The 20764-nt window shown below is 61.2% G+C and carries 18 protein-coding genes and 1 pseudogene; 4 read left to right on the top strand and 15 right to left on the bottom strand.

The window, feature by feature from the left end:
- Positions 1-315 precede the first annotated feature (315 nt).
- On the top strand, positions 316-594 hold the full coding sequence (locus tag CCGE531_RS32775; RefSeq protein ID WP_120671041.1) for an HU family DNA-binding protein: 279 nt from the start codon (positions 316-318) through the stop codon (positions 592-594).
- A gap of 65 nt (positions 595-659) precedes the next feature.
- Here the strand turns inward: CCGE531_RS32775 and CCGE531_RS32770 are convergent, their stop codons facing one another.
- From CCGE531_RS32770 to CCGE531_RS32720, 11 genes are all read right to left on the bottom strand, one after another.
- Entirely contained in the window at positions 660-992 is a 333-nt protein-coding gene (locus tag CCGE531_RS32770) for a hypothetical protein (RefSeq protein WP_120671040.1), read from the bottom strand.
- A 56-nt stretch (positions 993-1048) separates the two neighbouring features.
- Positions 1049-1372 carry a DUF736 family protein gene (locus CCGE531_RS32765; protein WP_120671039.1) on the bottom strand — a complete coding sequence of 108 codons (324 nt, stop codon included), beginning with the start codon at positions 1370-1372 and terminating at the stop codon, positions 1049-1051.
- Positions 1373-1989: 617 nt separating this feature from the next.
- Positions 1990-2409 (bottom strand): hypothetical protein, encoded by a 420-nt coding sequence (locus CCGE531_RS32760; protein ID WP_120671246.1) that lies wholly within the window; start codon positions 2407-2409, stop codon positions 1990-1992.
- Positions 2399-2659, bottom strand: coding sequence for a type II toxin-antitoxin system prevent-host-death family antitoxin (locus CCGE531_RS32755; protein WP_113402551.1), 261 nt, complete (start codon positions 2657-2659; stop codon positions 2399-2401). Before CCGE531_RS32755 ends, CCGE531_RS32760 begins: the two co-directional genes overlap by 11 nt.
- Before the next feature lie 82 nt (positions 2660-2741).
- Positions 2742-3683: a DUF2493 domain-containing protein gene (locus CCGE531_RS32750; protein ID WP_120671038.1), complete on the bottom strand. Its 942-nt coding sequence runs from the start codon at positions 3681-3683 to the stop codon at positions 2742-2744.
- Between the two features lie 376 nt (positions 3684-4059).
- Positions 4060-5094, bottom strand: a complete 1035-nt coding sequence (locus tag CCGE531_RS32745) for a toprim domain-containing protein (protein ID WP_120671037.1) — start codon at positions 5092-5094, stop codon at positions 4060-4062.
- A 12-nt stretch (positions 5095-5106) separates the two neighbouring features.
- Complete coding sequence (locus CCGE531_RS32740) at positions 5107-9495, bottom strand: strawberry notch-like NTP hydrolase domain-containing protein (RefSeq protein ID WP_120671036.1); 4389 nt, start codon at positions 9493-9495, stop codon at positions 5107-5109.
- Between the two features lie 131 nt (positions 9496-9626).
- Entirely contained in the window at positions 9627-9881 is a 255-nt protein-coding gene (locus tag CCGE531_RS32735; protein ID WP_120671035.1) for a DUF6117 family protein, read from the bottom strand.
- Between the two features lie 106 nt (positions 9882-9987).
- Positions 9988-11178 (bottom strand): DUF932 domain-containing protein, encoded by a 1191-nt coding sequence (locus tag CCGE531_RS32730; RefSeq protein ID WP_120671034.1) that lies wholly within the window; start codon positions 11176-11178, stop codon positions 9988-9990.
- 75 nt (positions 11179-11253) lie between these two features.
- Positions 11254-11910, bottom strand: a complete 657-nt coding sequence (locus CCGE531_RS32725; RefSeq protein ID WP_120671033.1) for a hypothetical protein — start codon at positions 11908-11910, stop codon at positions 11254-11256.
- A 105-nt stretch (positions 11911-12015) separates the two neighbouring features.
- The gene (locus CCGE531_RS32720) at positions 12016-14130 is read right to left on the bottom strand and encodes a ParB N-terminal domain-containing protein (RefSeq protein WP_120671032.1); all 2115 of its coding nucleotides are present in this window, start codon (positions 14128-14130) and stop codon (positions 12016-12018) included.
- Positions 14131-14334: 204 nt separating this feature from the next.
- Between CCGE531_RS32720 and ihfB the strand changes: the two genes are divergently transcribed.
- Positions 14335-14637, top strand: coding sequence for an integration host factor subunit beta (gene ihfB, locus CCGE531_RS32715; RefSeq protein ID WP_120671031.1), 303 nt, complete (start codon positions 14335-14337; stop codon positions 14635-14637).
- Positions 14638-14681: 44 nt separating this feature from the next.
- On the opposite strand, the gene ligD is transcribed toward ihfB, so the two are convergent.
- The 4 genes and pseudogenes from ligD to CCGE531_RS35125 all read right to left on the bottom strand — a co-directional run.
- Positions 14682-15722: a non-homologous end-joining DNA ligase gene (ligD, locus tag CCGE531_RS32710; protein WP_120671030.1), complete on the bottom strand. Its 1041-nt coding sequence runs from the start codon at positions 15720-15722 to the stop codon at positions 14682-14684.
- A gap of 250 nt (positions 15723-15972) precedes the next feature.
- On the bottom strand, positions 15973-16587 hold the full coding sequence (locus tag CCGE531_RS32705; RefSeq protein WP_162944162.1) for a hypothetical protein: 615 nt from the start codon (positions 16585-16587) through the stop codon (positions 15973-15975).
- Positions 16588-16626: 39 nt separating this feature from the next.
- On the bottom strand, positions 16627-17085 hold the full coding sequence (locus CCGE531_RS32700; protein ID WP_120671028.1) for a transposase: 459 nt from the start codon (positions 17083-17085) through the stop codon (positions 16627-16629).
- Positions 17086-17768: 683 nt separating this feature from the next.
- A pseudogene (locus CCGE531_RS35125) lies at positions 17769-17923 on the bottom strand (thermonuclease family protein); the annotation flags it as partial.
- Between the two features lie 114 nt (positions 17924-18037).
- Between CCGE531_RS35125 and CCGE531_RS32690 the strand changes: the two are divergent.
- Together CCGE531_RS32690 and CCGE531_RS32685 are read left to right on the top strand one after the other, a co-directional pair.
- Positions 18038-18874 carry a type IV toxin-antitoxin system AbiEi family antitoxin domain-containing protein gene (locus CCGE531_RS32690; protein ID WP_120671027.1) on the top strand — a complete coding sequence of 279 codons (837 nt, stop codon included), beginning with the start codon at positions 18038-18040 and terminating at the stop codon, positions 18872-18874.
- Entirely contained in the window at positions 18864-19886 is a 1023-nt protein-coding gene (locus tag CCGE531_RS32685; RefSeq protein ID WP_245459625.1) for a nucleotidyl transferase AbiEii/AbiGii toxin family protein, read from the top strand. The genes CCGE531_RS32690 and CCGE531_RS32685 overlap by 11 nt, the downstream gene beginning before the upstream one ends.
- Positions 19887-20764: the final 878 nt, after the last annotated feature.

Raw genomic sequence — 20764 nt, 5'->3', positions numbered from 1 at the left:
CAGCGGCGGCGAGTGGGGGTGCCGATTTTGTCGGAGTGCAGGGAACCGGAGCGCCGGCAAAATTGGGGGCACCGCTCGTCCTTGAGGCCGTCATGCGCCCATGGCATCCTCGGACAGACTGAGCAGACATTACCTCTCCGTATCGCACCCGAACGCGAGGACGGGCTCGATGCCCGTGTTCGGGTTATCTGACAGCTGACCACGTGAATAACTGTGGAGATCCGGGGCTTTCCGCGCAATTTGCCGCAGCGTGTCGATGACAGCTCGGGTCGGCAATGGCAGGGATTCTGCATCTGAAACGATGCGGAGACAAAAATGACCACGACCAACGAAATCGCCGAGAAGATCGCGGCCGAACACAGCCTTACAAAGGCGCAGGGAAAAGCCATCGTCGAAGCGGTGATCGCCTCCATCACCGAAGCTGCAGTTGCCGGCAACGAGACGTCGCTGCCCGGTTTCGGCAAGTTCAAGGTGAAGGCGACACCGGAGCGTGAGGCACGCAACCCTGCGACTGGTGCGACGATCAAGGTTGCGGCAGCGAAGAAGCTAGGCTTTACGCCGGCAAAGGCACTGAAGGATGCGCTGAACAAGTAATCTTGTCAGCAATAAAAAAATAGCCCGGCGCCGCCGTGCCGGGCTATTTTCGTTTTCGGTGTGCGTCAGCGGGCGGATGTCCCGTTGAGAACGTCCTGGATGATCGAGTCGCTGACCGCGTGATGGGCTTCGCGAGCATGGTCGTCCAACAGCTTGTGAAGAATGCCTGATGCCAGGGGTATGAAGTCGAAACCGAGCGCGATTGCGGCGGTACGCAGTTGCGACAGTGTTTCGAACTCCCGGAAATCCGTACCCAGCCAGAGTTCAAGATCCTCGGCTTCGGGATCAGGAAATGCCTGGAGGAAGAACGTCTGAAGCGGGCGGTCGTAGCCGATAGTGGCATCCGGGTCTGAGTGGCGGGACGCGGTCCTGATGACCGTGATTGTATAGCGGCTCATGTCGGCCTCCTTTGAGATGGGGGACGCCGGCCCCGATTGCGGGGCCGGCGGTCAGTTCAGACCGGGCTGTTCCAGAGGATGACCTTCTTGCCGGGCTCGCCGCCGGGCGCCGGGGCGACGTTGCCGAAAATCACGCCGATCTCAGGCGCTTCGAGCTTCGTGGAGATGTATTCCTCGCCGGTCTGGCGGGAGATGCGGTTCCAGCCTGCGCCGATCTCAAAACCGGTCTTGCGATGGATGATGCGGTAGTCCGGGGCTTCTTCGCTCGCCTTGCTGGCATTCGGGATGAGGGCGATCGGGGCATTGACCCGAATGGTGGCGAAGACGCCTTCGAGCGTGCCGTCGGTCTTTTCGGTGAGGGTTGCGATCGTGGTAGCCATGGGATTGTCTCCTTCGTTGCATCGGGACCATTCCCGATGGCGCCCGAAGAAGGGGCCGCGCCGCAGGCGTCACCGAAGCTTAAGCGGAGGGGAACCCCCTTGCGGGGTTGACGCTGATGGCGGCCGGTCCCTTAGAAAGGCGACATAAAGAACGGGAATGGTCCTTGATTGCGACGTCAGCAGGAGACCTTGCCCCGGCTGCCCTTTGCGGACCCGCCAAGAGCCACGCTCGTGACATGCGTCGCTGGTGTTCGGGGTCAACGGGCGGTGGCCGTCAACCAGTCGCGACGCGATAGATCAGCACCGTTATGATCCCAGCCTCATCATCAAAGATGGCTTCCGTCGGCGCGAGCCTGAATTATCGGCCCCTTCTGACGCGACTGCGGTTCTACGGAGCAGGACCGGCGTGACAGACGTGATATTAAGGCATGTCGCCTTGTAGGGAGGCGATGAGAGGCATCGAGATCAATCGAGAACAGGTCCGCGATGGGCCAGCCAATCCAGCAATCGTGGCCCAATCGATCAGAAAGCGCCAGAGATCAGCTATGGCGGAGACGCGTGCCAGGGGGCGGCGGGGAACAAAAAGGGGAAGATGCGGCATGAAGCGGCGTAAAGTCTCAATCGAGCCGGTTGATTCGACTGGTTCGTCCACGCGCGTCGGCAAACAATCTGGCGATCTTCACCATGAAGGATTTGCTGAAGCGGCCGAGGATGTCCTGATCGGGTTCGATGTACCAGGAGCGTTCGACGATATCGTAATTGTACTCGTCGGCCATGATCCAGCACTGCTTCAGATCGCTCAAGCCCGCACGCTTGCGCTCTATTTCAGGGATCTCCAGAGCGATGCGACCCGTTTGCGGTGGCTGGGTGGTGATGGCGAGAAGCGCCAGATGGGTATTTCGATCGGAGGCGCTTCGGATGGCAATGACGACGCAGACGGGGCGTTGTTTGCGGCCTTCAGTTTCGCCGCGCTGCTGCTGCCAGGCCCAAAGGTAGGGATAGGAGATGACTTCGCCGGGACGGAATTCACGGCTCATCGTCATAGCCTTCGCCACGGGCCAGTCGATCGAGCGCCTCATCGAACAGTGCTGCATGCTCGTCGGGCATCTCTGAGATATGGTAGGCGCGGCGTGGGTCGCCGCCAGTGCGCATGCGCTCATAGTGCTCGTAGCTCATCAGCACGAAACGCGGCTTCTTGTGCCGGGTGAGCATCACCGGCTCGCGGCTCGCCGCATCGGTGATATCGCCGATCTGTTTGTTCAAGTCGCCTGTCGTGAACTGCTTCATCGCGATGGTCTCCAGTACGATTCTCCATATAATCCAATTTTCCCATGTTTTCCATATTTTTCATCTTCGAGGAAAACGGCGCTTACGCGCCGTCTCCTGAAGCCTGCCAGACCGGGATGCCGAGGCGACGTGCCTTGTCGGCAAGATTGCCGGTGATGCCGTTTCCGGGAAAAACGATCAATCCGGCGGGCATGACCGACAGCATCTCGTCATTGCGCCGGAAGGGGGCGGCCTTCGCATGCTTGGTCCAGTTGGGCTTGAAGGTGATCTGCGTCACCTTGCGGGCTTCAGCCCAGCAGGCGGCGATCCGTTCGGCGCCTTTTGGCGAGCCGCCGTGTAACAGCACCATGTCGGGATGCTTGGCATGGGCCTGATCGAGCCTGGCCCAGATCCACTCATGATCATTGTAGTCCATACCGCCGGCGAACGCGATCTTGGTGCCGGCCGGTATCAGCACCTCGGTTTCGGCGCGGCGGCGGGCGGAGAGGAAGTCTCGGCTGTCGATCATCGCCGCCGTCATATTGGCGTGGTTGACCTTCGAGCCGGTGCGTGGCCGCCAGGACGAACCCGTCTGCGCCTCGAACAGGTCGGCCGCGTAGTCGCGCATGAACTCGAAGGCGTTGCGGCGCTCCAGCAAAGTGATGCCTTCGGCAATGAGGCGTTCGAGTTCGACACTCTTCACCTCCGAGCCGTCCTGCTCGCCCTGTCCGGTGCGCTGCGCCTCCTCATTGCGGTCGAGTTCGCGCTGGATGCGCTCGCCGGCGCGATGGAAGAGATTGGGGATCGACCAGAATAGGTCTTCGAGATCGGGCTCCAGGCGTGTGTCACCGAGCATCTCGGCCAAGGCACCGAAGATCGCGGTGATCGATGACTGGACCTGTGGCTCTTCCGGCAATGGCCGCGGATCGGGCTCGTCCTGGAAGGGACGATAGCCGAAGATCTGCATCTCGTAGATGAAGCGATCGGTCGGGGAGGATGCATGGTGGGGCTCGATGCCGTCGTCGGGGTGAAGGTTCAGGTCCATGGTGGTCTCCGTTCATGGGCCGCGCCTCTCGCGGCCTGACGGCGAACCCCGTCACGCGGGCCGAGGCCGGAACCGCAAGCGAAGCGAAGCGGCCCAGCGAAGCGCCGGGCGGCGGAAGAAGGGTTTCTTGGTCCGCGAGGAATGACGGGCCACCGCATCGGCCCGAAAAACGGGAACCGGTTTTCGGAAGAACCGATGCGTAAAAATGGACCGGCAGGGGAAGAAACCCGACTGACCCGCTGAAGGCCCGGAGGCCCGCGTGGTAAGGGTCGCCTCTCGGCAGGCCCGCGGGCGCGCGCCCACACGGGAGCCAGGCTCCGTGGACCGTCCATCGCCCACGCCGCAGCAATCCCGCCTGCCCCTTCCGACAGCCTCATCAGGGCAGGAAGGCCGTCGCATCTTCCGGAGTGAGTTGAGCCCTGAGGCTTGCGGTCAGCCGGTCGGGACCCAGCCAGCGCAGATCCTCGTTAAAGTCGCCGAGTTCCGGCGACAGCACCAGCGGCAGGATCCCGCATCCCTGTGCCCTGCGGCTCAGTCCCTCGATCCCGTGGCGGCCGGCCGCATCCGCGTCGGCGGCGATATAGATGCGCCGGCATTCGGGAGGGAAGTTGAAGGCCGCGAGGTGATTGGCCGTCAGGGCGGCGACCATCGGCATGGCGGGCATCACATGCGAGAGCGACAGCATGGTTTCGAGCCCCTCGCCCGCCGCCAGGACCGGCACAGGATCGTTGATCGGAAAGCCGAAGCGGACCGCGTTGCCGAGCAGGCCGCCGAGCGCACGGCGGGGATCGTCGACCTTGGCCTTGCCGTCGCCATCCGCATCGAGCCAGGTGCGGTGGACGCCGGTAATCGCTCCGGCCGCATCGGTGACGGCTGCGATCAGTGCCGGATAACTTGTCGTCCGGCCGGTGACGAGATCGCGGTAGTAGCAGGACGGATGGAACCGGAGCGCTGTATGCGAGGACGCCCGTAGGATGCTGCGTTCGCGCAAATATGCGTCTGCTAAAGCGCCGACCAGGGGTACGGTCATCCGAAACAGTCGGCGCGCCCGTTCCGCGGCTGGCCTATCGAGAGGGCGATTGTCATCGCCGTAAGCCCTACTTGACCACATAGGCGCAGGTTTCGGTAGGCTCAGGAAATGACGCACCTCCTCGGCAACATCCCGGAAATCGATGAGGCCGCAGGTCTCACGGACGAGATCGAGCAGATCACCGAACTGGCCGGTCGCCGCATCCGTCCAACGGCCGGCGCGCGGGCCGGTCAGATGCACGTAGAGCGACCGGCCCTTGTTGTTGCCGACATCGCCGACAAGCCAGTAGTTGCCGGCCCGGCGGCCGGCGGAGAGATAGTGGCGGCAGACCGCCTCCGCGTCGTTCGCGAGACGGCCCGCCAGATCGGAGGCGGAAAGCATGACAGACCTCCGTCACGACCGACGCGCGATGTCGACGAGGCGATGACGCAGCATCAGCTTCGACAGGATCGCCGCACCCTCGTCTGTGACAGGCACAAAGAAACGCAGCTTCCAATTGATCATCTCGGAGAACAGACCGATCGACCGCAGCCAGTCCCGCATGCCGTCCGTGAATTCCATTAGTTCGACGCGGTAGTCGTTCATCACCCGCACCCGGCGCAGCGTCATGCCGCTGGCAAGCCCGACGATGGAGGATCCATCGAGCAGCGACGCCCACGCTTGGTCAGCGCTCAGCGCCTCCGTCTGATCGATGCCGAAGTTGCGGCACAGGCTGGCCAGCCGATCCGGCGTAATGACACGGCCGACGATCCGTTCGCCATCGTCGGTCTGCAGGCGCCGCACCCGGCAAAAGTCCTGCGGCAATAACTTCCAGATCGGCAGCAACAACCCGCTGACGATATGCATAGTCGACGTCGAGAATTCCGGCACGGCAGCGACCTCGGCATCCCAGGCATTTGCGAAGACCTTTTCGTCGGCTTCTTCCCAACTCGTCTCTTCGAGCTGCCGGGCTTCGAAGCGGAGCTCATCCATTGGCCGGATCAACGACACGCGCGGTTGAATGGAGCCGTCGTCCAGCATGATCGAGCGGGTCGGGACCATCACCGCCGGCCGACCCGACTTGCCGTTGATCATCAGCCTGGCGCGTGAATCCTGCCCGACGAGGCTCTGAACGTCCTTGAGCTGCATCGGTGCGTTGCGATCCCGGCGCTCGATGGTCAAGAGATGCGATTGGGCGCCGGTGACGGGATGGGTGTAAATCAGCCGCCGGTCGGTAACCGTCATGCTGTCGGCGGTGATCGTCTCAAGCCCCTTGTCATAGATGCCGGCGGCAATCGCCCCTTCGATACGTGCGGCCAGCAACTGCTCGAAGGCCTCGAACAGCACGTTCTGCATCGCGATCGTTAGTGCCAGCATGCGATTGAGGAAGGTCTGGATCGGCGGCAGCTCATCCTTCAGTCCGCCCTCCTCCGAGGTCAGCGACAGGCCAGTGATGCTTTCGAAAGTCTCCAGCGAGCAGCCTTCGATCCTGCCGACATGCAGCAGTCCGTAGAATTGCCGCAGCGCGTCGCGGGCATATTGCGATTCGAGATTGTCCTCGGACCGGAACATCCCCTGCCCGCCGGTCTGGCGCTGACCGCGTGTGATGGCGCCGAGCGTGTCGAGGCGCCGGGCGATTGTCGAGAGGAAGCGTCGTTCTGCTTTGACGTTAGTGGCGATCATCCGAAACCGGGGCGGCTGTTTCTGGTTGGTGCGATGGCTGCGCCCAAGCCCCTGGATTGCTACGTCGGCGCGCCAGCCCGCTTCCAGGAGGTTATGAAGACGCAGGCGCTGATTTTTGGCGGCAAGATCCGCGTGGTAGGATCTGCCGGTTCCGCCGGCGTCGCTGAAGACAAGAATGCCCTTCTCGTCATCCATGAAGGCACGGGCTTCGTCGAGATTGGCGCTGCCCGGTCGGTTTTGCACGGCATAGCGGGCGATGGAGCTGCTGTCCTCCCGGAGAATGATGCGGCGGGAGCGGCCGGTGATCTCAGCGACCTTGCTGATGCCGAAATGCTGGACGATCTGGTCGAGGGCCGTCGGGATGGCCGGCAGGCTGCCCAGCGTCTCGACCAGTTCGTCGCGACGCCGTTCGGCCTCTCGGCAGATGACAGGGTTGCCATCCACGTCATGGACGGGCCGGGAACTCAGATTGCCATCAGCATCGGAAAACTCCTCGAAGAACTGCACCGGGAAGGAGTGCATCAGGTAGTCGATGACATATTCCCGCGGCGTGACGTCGACCTGCAGATCGCTCCATTCCTCGGTCGGGATCTGCGCCAACCGGCGCTCTGTCAAAGCCGCTCCCGTCGAGACGAGCTGGACGATGGCAGCATGACCATCGTCCAAATCCGTAGCGGTCGCTTTGAGGAGGGCCGACGTCTTCATCGAGGTCAGAAGATGGTTGAAGAAACGCTGCTTCGAGCTTTCGAAGGCTGAACGCGCGGCCGCCTTGGCGTTTTTGTTGAGCGTCCCGGACTTCCCAGTGATACCCGAGGCCTCCATTGCAGCGTCGAGATGGTTGTGGATGACCTGGAACGCCACGGCATAGGCGTCGTAGATGCGGACCTGTTCCTCGGTCAGCTCGTGTTCGAGGATTTCGTATTCCACGCCTTCGAAGGAGAGCGAGCGCGATGCGTAAAGACCCATGGCCTTGAGGTCGCGGGCCAGCACTTCCATCGCCGCAACACCGCCATCCTCGACAGCCGCGATGAACTCGGAACGGGTCGGGAAGGGAAAGTCGCTGCTGCCCCAGAGACCGAGCCGTTCCGCATAGGCGAGGGATTCGACGTCTGTTGCGCCGGTTGCAGAGACATAGACGACGCGGGCGTCCGGAAGGGCGCGCTGTAAGCGGAGCCCTGCCCTGCCCTGTTGCGATGCCGCTTTATCGCCGCGCTCGGTCTTGCCGCCCGCGGCGTTGGCCATGGCGTGGCCTTCATCGAAGATGATAACACCGTCAAAATCGCTTCCAAGCCAGTCGACGATCTGCTGCACACGCGAGCGCTTGCCCTCACGCTCGTCAATGCGCAGCGTCGCAAAGGTGGTAAAGAGGATGCCCCCCTCCAGCTTGATCGGCTTGCCCTGTCGGAAACGGGATAGCGGCGTCACCAGCAACTTCTCCTGCCCAAGCGCGCTCCAGTCGCGCTGGGCATCCTCGATCAGCTTGTCCGATTTTGAAATCCAGACATGGCGTCTGCGGCCTTTTAGCCAGTTGTCCAAAATGATGCCGGCGGCCTGGCGACCCTTGCCGGCGCCTGTTCCGTCTCCGAGGAACCAACCGCGACGGAAGCGGACAGCATGTTCTGCATCCGATGCGACCGCCTTCAGATTGTCAAAGGAGGAATCGACGCTCCAATGGCCAGCGAGATAGCCGGAATGAGCTTCGCCCGCATAGATAACGCTTTCGAGCTGGGCGTCGGAAAGATCCCCGCTGGTGGCGACGCGCTTCGGCAGGTGTGGACGATAACTCGGCTTCGGCGGCGTGACGGATGCCATCGCCACAGATTCAACCAGCCTGTCGGGATGCGGTTTTGCGTCGGGGATATGGATCGATTGCAGCCGGTAGGCCTCGTAGATGCCATCCGCGGCATTGGTCTCATCCTTCGGCCGAGCGTCTCGCACCTCATAGGAGAGTTCGATGATCTCATCATCGACAGGTATCGGACGCACCGTTGCTGCAGGCCTCGCCTGTCCTCCAACCGCATGGCGATGCGACGTGGCGCTTGCTGCTGGACGCATTGTGTCCGCGTGCAGCAGACCGTTGGAGAGCGCACCGGTAGAGTTCGGCGCCGTCGCGGGCGAGCGGGCTGGAAGACCGGTGATCCAGGTCAACAATGTTTCCAGATCGGGCGCAGTGCCGCTCGACGTCACCAGCTTCGAGGGATCGCCCGCCGGGATCTTGTCGATGACGATCAGGCGCGTTTCCATCGTCGTGCCATGGCGGGCGTAGATGCTTCCGTCGATCGCCGCGGCGAACAGCACCGTGCCCTGCCCCTGAAGGCGAACGAAAGCATCGCGCCATGTCGAATTCTCCGGAGAAAGGCTGGCCCCAGTGATCGCGACCAACCGACCGCCGGGGGCAAGGCGGGCGAATGCGGATGTGAGATGCCGCCAAGCAGCGTCGGTGACACGACCTTCGACATGAACACCAGCGGAGAATGGCGGGTTCATCAGCACCACGGTCGGCCGAACGGAACGGTCGAGGTAATCGTCGATATGCGCGCCGTCGTGCTGCGATGTCGGAACACCGGGGAAAACTTGGCCAATCATCGAGCGCCGGACAGCAGCATATTCGTTGAGCACCAGGCGCGCGCCCGCGAGCTCCGCAAAGATCGCCATGAGGCCGGTTCCAGCTGACGGTTCGAGCACCACGTCATCGGTCTTGATGGCGGCAGCAAGTGATGCGACATAGGCGAGCGGGATCGGAGTCGAGAACTGCTGCAGGGCCTGGCTCTCTTCGGATCGGCGTGTATGGGTCGGCAGGAGCCTTGCCACTTTCGTCAGCATCACGAGCGTCGATTGGGGAGACTGGGATCGGGATACGAGCGCGTGGAATTTGCGCAGAAACATGAGCTGTGCGATTTCGGTCGCCTCGTAGGCATCTTTCCAGAGCCAAAGACCCTCGGCATCGCTGCCTCCGAATATCGCCGTCATGATTTGCCGCAAGTCACCCGCAGTGACGACTTTACCATGCTCCATAAGCGACGTGACTTGTTCGGCAGCCTTGAGAAGTGCCTCAGCGCCGGTTTTGGTCGCAGGACGTGGAGAGGTGGAAACGGTTTGAGGATGCGAGATGATATTCATCGAAAGATGCTCCAGATTGAGGAAAGAACGGCGGGGCCCAGCGCCCTGCCGAAGGGGTCGGAGGAGCGAAATCGGGGCAGCCAGGGAGGGATCGGGAATCGCCGGCCAAAATTGTCGGCGATCATCAGTGCTCAGGTTGCCGGGCTAACAATGAAACCGGTGGGATCGTCGGGATCAGGCGGCAGGTAGGCGTCGTACGGGTTGGCGTCGGCAAGATGGCCAAACGGCGTGAAGACGTATTCGCCGTCACTGCGGCCGACGGCGCAAAGCACATAACGCGGCTCGCGTGTGGCGGCGTCGAGGCATTCCATAAGAGCAAGATTGCCGTCGGCTGCGGCGCGCAGCAGGGTGTCGAAGTTTACGCGGGCATGATCGGGGATAGCCATTGGTGTGCTCCAGACTAAATGAGGCCCGGCGCTTGACCGGGCTCTGGGATGACGACGATGGGGTTTGCAGACGCGGCCGGGTCTGAGCCCGGCGCCCATGAACATGTCAGGAGGCGCTTTCGAGCAGCTTCTTCGCCTTACCTTCGAGTTCGAGCCGCGTGTCCTGATTGGTCTTGGTGCGTGCCAGCGCGGTGATGCCCTGCACGAAATCGAAGATCGATTCCGGCGGCTGACCCTCCTCCGACAACACCATCTCGATCACCTTGCCGGTTTCGCCTTTCGAAAAGCCGCGCCGGCGCAGGAAGGTTTCGCGGTCGTCGTCCTTGCGCGCGACGATCCGTTCGCGAGCCGCCTTTATGCCGGCGATGAACGGTGCCGGAGACGAGTTGGCGAAGCTTGTCAGCGCAGGCGCCGCCTCATGCGCGAAGCGCTGGGCGGCAAACTTCGAGTGTCGGATAGTGATCTCTTCGAAGTTTTCGGTTCCCCAGAGGTTTCGGTTAGCGCAAACAGCTCGGAGATAAAAGGAGGCGATGCCGAGCGTCTTTGAACCCACCTCGGAATTCCAGGCGTAGAAGCCGCGGAAGTAGAGATCCGGTTCGCCGTTCGGGAGACGCCCGGCTTCGATAGGATGTGTATCGTCAACGAGAAACAGGAAGACGTCGCGGTCGCTGGCGTAAAGCGTGGTCGTATCCTTGGTGATGTCGACAAACGGATTGTGCGTCATCGTCGCCCAATCCAGTACGCCCGGCACCTTCCACATCGTGTCGCCGGTCCCGTTACCGGCAATCTTCATTACGGCTGAGACCAGTTCATGGTCCCAGATGCGGCCGTATTCCGGTCCGGTGACGGCCCGCAGTTCCATCCGTCCATCATCCATCTCGAGCGTTTTTACCAGCTCTGCACGGTGATTGAGCAGGCCGTGCTGCAGGTTAATGGCAGCCAGCGGCGCCGGCAGCTGACGCATATAGGTGGATGGTGCGCCGACCAAACTGCAAAGCTGGCCGTAGCTCCAATGAGTCGGTGCGATGGCTTGGCGTTGACCTGGAACGAGAAGCTCAAGCCGTTCTGCATTGTCGCGTGTCGCCTCGACGCGAATAGCAGCACTTTCGATCGTTCTGGTATGGGCGCGCTCGGCGCGGGATCGGACCGTATCGTAGAGATCGGTCAGCGACAGGAAGCGTTCGTCATCGGGACGCGAAAACCATTCCGACGAAACGCGGGCGATCCGCTCGCCGCGGGAGATGTCGACGTTGAAGCCGGATGAAACAGTCCGGGTATTGGAAGCCAGGGTATTCATTGGATTGTCTCCATAAATCGGAAACCCGGCGCGATGGCCGGGCGAGGTTGAGGGATGTCTGGGGGCGAAGAAGCATCAATCGGACGTCAGCCGGCGGTGCGCCGACCGGATCGCCAAGAGCGCCGCCTGAAATTCGGCACTGCCGACCGCGTCAGAGAAATCCATTGTTGTGGCGATGGAAACGCACGCGGCGTGGACCTCGTCGTCGGTCACGGCCTCCGGCCGTACAGCTTTAAAACTCGGGTCGACTTCAAGCACTGCGGTGATAGCGCCGCGCACACCATCCTCCTGAAGCCGGATCAGGACGTGGGAAGGCTTGGGCAGGTTGACCGGCTCTTCAGGATCCGGCTCTCCGGCGAGAATGGCCTGCCCTCGGGCGATCTCCCGAGCCGATCGGGCGAGCCAATCGAGCGACGGTGGCCGCGCCGCTCGGACGTCGTCGAACAGGATCTTCAGCAGTCCGAGCAGGATCTCAAAATGGTATGCACGGCGTATTACGGCTTCTTCAAATTGGGAAGGGATTTGAATTGGCGGCCGCGCATAGGCAGTGTCCGCGCCCTCCCAGATACCAGTGACATGGATTTCGCCGCAGGAATCGTAGTCCTTTTTGGAATTGTCCCAGTCATCATCTGCGATGGCAGCACGGCACGCCGCCTCCAGCGTGTCAGCCGAATAGGTACGATTCCGGAAGACCGGCAGGTGGTAGGTGGTCTCGATGGTGAAGTCTGGCATAGGTGCCTCCTGAAACGGAAAAGCCCGGCGCGTTGGCCGGGCTGTTTTGCAAGGAAGACCCGACCGCCACGGCGATCGGGTCAGACCAATGTCATGCTGTTGAACCTATTCGGCGGCGGCGAGATGCTTGCCGTCGATCGCACTTTCTGTCTCGCCGTCAGATGTTTCCGGCTCGTCGAGCAGGAAGGCCGGCAGGCCGGGACGTTCCGAGGCAGTCTTCCCCTCATCGGACCCGACGGAGGTGTCATCGACGACAGCGTCGCTTTCGCTGATGCCATCCACGACCGTCATGCGAAGGGGTTCAGGCAGCCAGCCGCAGCCTGTCATCAGCCGTTCGGCCTCACGAGCCATGTCGGTCTTCTTGAGATGGCCGATCAGCTCTGCCGCCTGGTCACCCTTGGCTTCCCGGACCGCCTGCAGGATGCGCGCCTTGGTGACACGGCCGAGATAGTTGTCCGCGGTCGGTGTCCAGCCGGCTTCCACCATGTCGAATCCGATCGAGCGGGCCAGCTGATCGGCATGACCGATCGCCCGGGTGCGCTTGTTCCATGGTTCAATCACCGCGTTGACCGACAACGAGGCGCAATGCGCAAACAGCGCCTGCCGGCTGACCTCGTCCAGCATGATCAGAAAATCCCAGAGATCGATGGGATCATTGGGGAGATCCTGGCCCCAACCTTCATGCCGCTGATCGATCTCCTTCACCCAGACCGTATCGCCGAGCCCCGGCGTCTGGCTGAAGCGGGCGCTTTGCAGCGTCACCTCCAGGCATGAATCCGAGCCGTAGACGTAGAAGGTCTTCAGGACGAAGGCATGCAGGACCGCGATAAAGGCGATGACAGGATCGTTCGCGAGCGCATTGCGCAAGGCAACCGTGCGCGCTGCTGTCAGATCGAAGATCAGGCGGTCGGGAAGCGGCTTGATGGTTTCGTCCTCGTCGTCCGGTTGGGTGCCCTCGCCGCCGGCGTCACCGGTTGCCGGAAGATCACTGCCACGATCGTCACCGACATCAGCCGAGGGATCAGTTTCATCCTTCGGCTCGTCCTCAGGCCGCACGAAGCCTCGCTCGATCTTGAGCTCGCCACTGGCGCCGAGCGAGACGAAGAGACCGCCGCGGGCGACCTCCTGCGGATCGAACACGTGCGGACGGTAGTTGAGCCGGTCGAGTTCGTTGCCAAGCTCCTCCAGCCTCTGTTCGGTCGCTTCCGAGTACTCGTCTGCCTCCGCATATTCCGCGTCGAGCTTGTCGTATTCGGCACGGGCGGCGTCATAGCGGACCAAGTCCGTCTCGGTCATCTCGGCCTGCTCGCCGTAGAAGCGGCGCAGACCAGACGTGTGGCCGTAAGGGAAATCGAAGGCGGCTTCGACCCATTTCCAGCCTTCGCTCACGCGGATCGCCTCGGCGTCGGCCTTCAGTTTTTCCATTACGAGCTGCTCCAGCAGGGCCGGATCCTGTAGCCATCCGCCCTGGTCCTGGTCGAACAGGTCGCGCATCGTCACACCACCCGCAGCCTCGTAAGCCTGGATGCCGACATAGACGGCGCGGCGGTCGCTGGCGCGGATCGCGGTCTCCGTCAGCAAGCGACGGATGTAATAAGGCTCCCGGCTATGGGAGCGCGAGACCGTATCCCAGACCTGCTCCTGACGAACATGGTCGTTCGTGATCGAAAACGCCATGATCTGTTCGAGCGTCATCTCGTCCTCGGCATAGAGGTCGAGCAGTCGCGTCGAGACGGAGGCCAGCCGCAGGCGCTGCTTGACGGTGGCAACCGAGACGAAGAAGCGCGCCGCAATCTCCTCCTCATCGAGCCCCTGCTCGCGCAAGGTCTGGAAGGCGCGGAACTGATCCAGCGGATGAAGGCTGACGCGCTGGACGTTTTCGGCGAGCGAGTCCTCGACCTCCAGCGTCTCGCCCTTGCTGACGACACAGGGAACGCCGGCGGTTTTGGCCAGTCGCTTCTGCGCAACCAACCGCTCAAGGGCGCGATAACGGCGCCCACCCGCCGGGATGCGGTAGATGCCGGTCTCTTTGCCCTCGCCATCGAGTTCTGGACGGACGTTAAGGCTGGTGAGCAGCCCGCGATGGGCGATGTCTTCCGCCAGGTCCTCGATCGAGACGCCCGCCTTGATCTTGCGGACGTTCTGTTGGCTGAGCACCAGCTTGTTGAAGGGAATATCCCTGGCTGCACTGAGGGTGATTTTCTCCATAGCCTGAGCCATGTCGTTTCTCCGCGGCGAGCCGGCCGGAGCCTCTCTCCAGCCTCCTGACCCGCCACAAATCCCCCTTCCCTCCTCTCCCTCTATGCCGCCCGTTTGAACCCCGCCGCGATCCACCCCCACCGCCTGGTTGATCAGCGTCCGCGCAACCCGCTATTCGATACTTTTGTTCGGCGCCTGCCCCCTCCCTTTTAGTTGAGGTCCCACGTGATAAAATCCGAGCTCGCCTCGCTGATCGCCAGTCGAAACGCGCATCTCTATCACAATGACGTGGAACGGATCGTGGAGACGGTCCTCGAGGAAATCGCCGAGACCCTCGCACGGGGCGGACGGGTTGAGCTTCGCGGGTTCGGGGTATTTTCCGTTCGCAACCGCGCACCTCGTTCAGGCCGCAATCCAAGAGACGGCACGTCCGTCTTTGTCGAAGAAAAGTGGGTACCATTCTTCAAGGCAGGCAAGGAGATGCAGGATCGGTTGAATTCAGCCAATACCGCAATGTCCGTCGATTAACCCAGGAGTTTTGGCATCGTCCAATGACGAGCGGCTAAACGACCTCAGTCCTCGATCTTGAAGACGGCGGCATTGTCCTGCACCTCCCCCAGCCCCTTGTAGGAGGCGTGCCGGAGCTTTCCATCATGTGTGAAGCCACGGTACTCGATCTCGGCGATCAGCGCCGGCTCCACCCAGACGACATCCGGCCGGCGCCCCTCGACGGCGACCGGCGGCTTCTTGGTCACCAGCCGGTCGAGAAGGCTCCGCAGCTCCGCCGCCTGCTTCTCTTTGAACCCAGTTCCGACAGAGCCGACATACACGAGCACGGCTTTCCTGTAAGCCGCCAGGATGAGACTGCCGATCCGGCCGCGCGCAGCAGCCGAGTGCTCGTAGCCGACGATCATGAAACTGTTGCTCGCGGCACATTTGATCTTCAGCCAGTCGCCCGTGCGTCCAGACCGATAGGCGCTGTCTCGATCCTTGGCGATGATGCCTTCGAGACCGTGGCTGCAGGCAGCCTCGAAGATCTGTTCGCCTGAACCCTCGATTGTCTCGGAAAGCCGGATCGCGCTATCGTCGCCGTGAACAAGGCTTTCGAGCAGGTGGCGCCGGCTCGACAGTTCCATCCCCGAAATGTCGTGGCCGTCGAAATACAGAAGGTCGAAGGCATAAAAGATCGCGTCGGACGGCAATCTGCCGCCGCGCCCGCCGAGCGATTGCTGCAACGCGCCGAAGTCCGGCCGCCCTTCCTGGTCTAGGACCACGGCCTCGCCGTCGAGAATGGCAGTGGCGACATCGAGCTTGCGCGCGGCGGCGACGATGGCCGGAAATCGATCGGTCCAATCGTGGCCGCCGCGGGTGACGACACGTACGCGCCCATGATCGACATGGATCGCCAGCCGATAGCCGTCGAACTTGACCTCGTAGAGCCATTGTGGTCCGGACGGCGGCTTCTGTTTGAGAAGTGCCAGACACGGCTCGACCCGTTCTGGCATCGGATCGAAGGGCAGGTTCGGCTGGGACGGGTCGCGCGGCTTGCGCACTCTGCCTTTAAGCGGTCTGTATTCGCCGAGCAGCGGTTTCGAGCGGGGACGATCTTTCATCTTTTCACTCACAACAAGGCATGGATCGCAGCCCAAAGAAGCTGTTCATGCCGGCGCGCTGGCCCGCATGAAAAGAGCGCGGACTCGATTAGATGACAAGAGATCAGGTTTCGTCCAGATGAATCGTGTGGGAAGCCCGAAAGACGGCGGCCGGCACTGTCCGAAAGGCGACGCGAAGAAAACGAAAGATCTTCAGTCGCTCCAATCAAGCGCAGAACCCATAGACCAGTATTCAGGTAGATCTTTCGATCTACTCGGCGTCGAAACGCTTCAGCATCGATCTCAGCTCGGCGTTTTCCTGACGAAGCTTGATGATCATCAGCCTCTTCAATCCGCGATTTTCTTCCTCGAGCGCGTCAAGGTCGTCCTCGCCGTCGCGATGAGCGGAAACTTCGAAGCAACCTTCGACGACGGTCCGCTCCTGAATGGGCACGCGCTCGTCACGAATCGAAGAATTGGCGGATTTATCGGCGATCCGCCCGTGATCGTGCACCGCTGGCGCCTCAATGGCCGGAAGCTCCTGTGGAAGCTCTTCCTGGGATACACCGTCGTCACTAGCTACCGTCAGCTCGGTTGAAGCGAGAGTAGGGTCCTCGACTGGCGCTTGGGAATGTTGCGAGGGGGCAATCGCTGCGATTGGAGCTTTGCCACTGTTCGTGACATGCGGATCGAGCCGAGCCGCGTCAACCAAGATGCCATCGGCCTCTACCTGCCGCGCGACCGCCTGCAGATCAAGATTGCCCCAAATGGATGGAGGGCTTGCTGGGGCTTGCCGCCGATTTGTCTTGTATTCGACCACGAAGTTGCGCCGTGGTGTTTTCATCGCTCGTCCAATGCCTATCGATTGCAGCAGCGTGGTGACCACTGAATCGTTAATTGTGTCATCCGAAATTTGCTGCCTTGTTTAGCTCATGCCCAGCCGCCTACGCAGCGCGGCGTTTTCGGCGCGAAGTTTTTCTGCGAGTAACTTGCGTAGCCGACGATTTTCTTCCTCAAGCTGGGTGAACTCGGCGAGCTCATCGTCGAATGCGACCGTGCCTGCCGGAGCCTCACCACTCGCCGCCGCAAAGGCTTTCTTCCATGTGTAGTAGGTCTGATCGGATATCGCTGCAGCACTCACGGCATCCTTCAATGTCGTGCCACCGGCAACGGCAGCTTCGACCTGTTTGATTTTCATGAGCTTTTCTTCATCACTCAAACCGCGTGACTTGGGTTTTGCCGCCTTTTGACTGACCGCGTCAGCCTTCCCCGCCGCTGCTTTCTTGGAGCTTGACCGTCTACCCCGAACGGCAGTCGCTGCATGCTCCGCTTCAGGCTTTGTTGCCGTGCTATCAGGCGGTGTAAGGACTTCTTCGTCAGCCATCGATGATCCTCAGGTTATTCCACGCGTTTTCGGTCAGGTCGGTGCAAGAGTCAATGTCGCCGCCTCACAGACCCTGATCAGCCTGCGTCCGCTGAAGGATTGCGGCAGATAGGTCGCAAGCGGCACGGATTGCGAATACCCTAAAATTTTAGGGTTCATCGGTGATGCGAGGCGCTTCCGCGCCGGCAATTCTTCCAGCTCGGTAAGAAGAGCGTACCAGGCGAAGGGCGCGGCGCGGCCGGAGCCAGTTCGCGCACCGCTTGGCCGGTTAAAAGGGCAGCCGCAGGAGGTTTAGCATAGCGCCGCCCATCGGGCGGAAACCGGGACCGACTGCCTCCGGCAAGCGGTTCCGATCAAGCTTTCCCGATGCTCATTCCTCAGAGATAAACAGGCCACGCTGGTCTTCAGCGTCAGGGATGGACGCCCGCAGGGGGAAGACCGGAAGGGAGCCTCCGCTCCGCCGACAGCCCGGCCCGCAAGTGCGACGCACAGAACACTGGATGCGGCGCCAGAGCCGTCGTCACCTGCTGCCGGTTGTTTTTTCCGCCGGTCGATTTCGGTCTCAGCCGATACGGCAGCAGGCTCCTGCGCCTCCGAAACGGGGAACATCGGGTGGGTATATGTCGTCCATCTGATAAACACGACCGGCGTGCGACAACGCGTCAAGCAGGCCGAACGGATGGTTAGCCGCACCACGGGCGCGGCGTGGGGGGACAGCGCGAACCGCTGCATACGAAGGGGACCGCAAGCCCTCCCCGATCAGGACGTTTCCGACATCCTCGCCGTCGACCAAGAGCGTGCCACACGACCGGCCATGATTGCACCTTCCGGTCCCGTCAGGCGGGTCTCGCCACCCCATGATGGGCTTCGAAAGTCCGTTAGAAACGGACATTTCTCCTTCTTTCTAAAGTGGCCTTGTCAGGCACTTTAATTAGTGCCATTTTTGTCCGTCATGAGCGATCTAAAACGCGACAAATTAAAGTCAATGCTCGATGAGGTTCCGGCAGGCTTCATCGTGGATTCCGCATGGATGCGGAAAATGGAGATCCGCCGGAGCTCGACATATGATTATCTCCGCCGCGGCTGGCTGGAACCCGTCATGCATGGCGTCTATCGGCGTCCCTTAGGGCGGGATGGTTCAGCAAAAGAACGCATCGACTGGCGCATTGCGGTCATGTCAGCACAGACGATCATGGAGTACCAGTTCCATGTCGGCGGTCGCACGGCACTGGGGCTTCGTGGACATGTGCATTACCTGGCGCTGGGGGACGCCGAAAAAATCTTCCTCTATGGCGATGCGCCACGCTGGCTCGCAAACCTCCCCATCAACGGCCTCCCCCTCCTCCGCAGCACGCGTCTGTTCAAGACGGCAGATCTCGGGATCGAACCCCTCGCGGCCGAACCGGACGGCAACGCCATCCTGTCTCTACAGAATTGGACGATATGGGCCTCAACGCCGGAACGGGCCATCCTCGAAGCGCTGGACGAACTGCCGGACAACGAAAGCTTTCACAACATCGATACGATCTTCGAGGGTCTGACCAACATACGGCCGCGCCGCATCACCGAGCTTCTGGCCGACTGCACCAAGGTCCAGGTGAAACGGCTCTTCTTCGTTTTTGCCGACCGCCACGAGCACGCCTGGCTCAAGCATGTCGACCGATCGATCATAGATCTTGGAAGCGGCGACCGCTCATTCATCAAGGGTGGCAAACTGCATCCCACATACCGTATCACCATTCCCGAAGAGTACCTTCCTGAAAAGCCCGAGGGCAGCGATGGCCCGTGACCAGTATATTTCCCAGCTCGAACTCCTAGTTCAGGCCTTGCCGATGGTTGCCGACGAACCGGTTTTCGCATTGAAGGGTGGAACTGCCATCAATCTCTTCTACAGAGACCTCCCGCGCCTCTCGGTCGATATCGACCTGACCTACCTTCCGCTCAAACCGAGGGATGAAAGCTTGGTCGAAATCAACGAGGCCCTCGACCGCGTCGCTGCGAAGGTCGAAAGGATCAAGGGCGTCCGGGCAAAGCGAATAGCCGGCGGTGGCGGCGGCGATACGCGCGTCGAGGTGAGGCGGGCTCAGACCGCAATTAAGATCGAAACCTCTCCGGTCGCCCGCGGCACGGTACACCCCGTCGAACGACGCAGGGTCAGCGAGCGGGTTGAAGACCAATTTGGTTTTGCAGAAATGCAGGTTGTCGCCTTCGAAGATCTCTTCGGCGGCAAGATGCATGCAGCGGTCGATCGCCAGCATCCGCGCGATCTCTTCGACATCAAGTTGCTCTACGAACACGAGGGACTGACGGACCCGCTGTTTCGCACCTTCCTCGTCTACGTGGCGAGTTCCGGACGCCCACCCCACGAGTTGCTGCGACCCAGCCGAGCCGACATCGCGCATGTCTTCAATCAGGAATTCGATGGGATGACAATCGACAAGGTCTCACTGGACAAATTGCTGGACGTCCGGGAGCGGTTCCTGAAAGACATCCAGGCGCGCCTTGATGATAAGGCTCACACGTTTCTACTGTCGCTTCACGATAGTGAACCCAACTTCGAAGTTATCGGATTGCCGCACGCACTCGCGTTGCCGGCCGTCCGCTGGAAGATCCTCAACTTGCAAAAGCTAAAGAACGACAATCCGATCAAACACGCCGAACAGCGCGGGGAGATCGAGCGCCTCACGATGATGCGCCCTTTGCGGATCTTCGGGATCGATGGCCCGACGACTGGCTCGCCACTGCTGCCGCGGCTGGAAAGTGCCTTTTTGGTGGCCGCCAGAAAAAGCGCAGCTGTTTAAAACTCATCGGTAAGCCCTCTGCTCGCGCAAAGTCCCGAAACTTCCGCCACACTTTGCTCAATCGGCCAGTAAAGAGCCAAGTTTTGCCACGCAGGACGATCTCCTTGTCCTTCATAGGCGCCGGCTCGGGACAAACAGCGCATCGTGATCCAGTAGTATAGGCGGCAATAGTGATCCTGGATCGTTCTTGTGCGGGAGACGGTCGCTGTGGTCCTACGGAGAACGGGCGAAAGTTCTCTAACAGACGACCGTGGATTGACGCCGATCCGCCAACGGGCTGGAACATTCCGACTGACGATGCCGATATCATGCTCGCTTTCGGCCGGATGCGGGCAGGATGTCGCACCGCAACGCGTAACGCCCCCGCTCGACGATCTCACGGTTGCTACGTCGGGCGACCAGATCGCGGCAGTCGTCGGTCTAGTATGCAGAAGAGCTGGCAACCGCAATGGAGCTCCGAAGGGTCCAGCTCAAAATAGCGCCACCCTGGCGGCCCGGGCGGTGGCAGGCCGCTGATCACCATCTAAGAAAATGGCTCGATTTCAATCGCTTGGCCTGGTTAGTCACGACTAACGACCGCTGGCTCGAGTCGTCGAGAGCCTGCGATTAGCTTCCGGCCAGGATCCGCTAGCCCTTATCTTCTTCCCTAAACCGAGAAGTAAAAACGAACGCCTTGAAAGCCTTAAGCGCTGCCGTGTCTCTTGTACACGCCCTCACCCGCAGTTGGACAGCGACGAGCTGGATTTCCGTCCCTTCAGTATCACAGTTCCTGCGCCTTTGATGCCAGATCCAGATTCATGGGTCGAAGCAGAATCCGAAGCAGTCCAGAAACCAACACAATTTCAGAGATTTGGCGTAGTTAGTCGCAACTAACACCA

The sequence above is a fragment of the Rhizobium sp. CCGE531 genome, from assembly GCF_003627795.1.
In the GTDB taxonomy this organism is placed as follows: Bacteria; Pseudomonadota; Alphaproteobacteria; order Rhizobiales; family Rhizobiaceae; genus Rhizobium.
The sequence above is the reverse complement of the archived record's forward strand: the minus strand, read 5'-3'. Positions and strand labels throughout refer to the sequence as shown.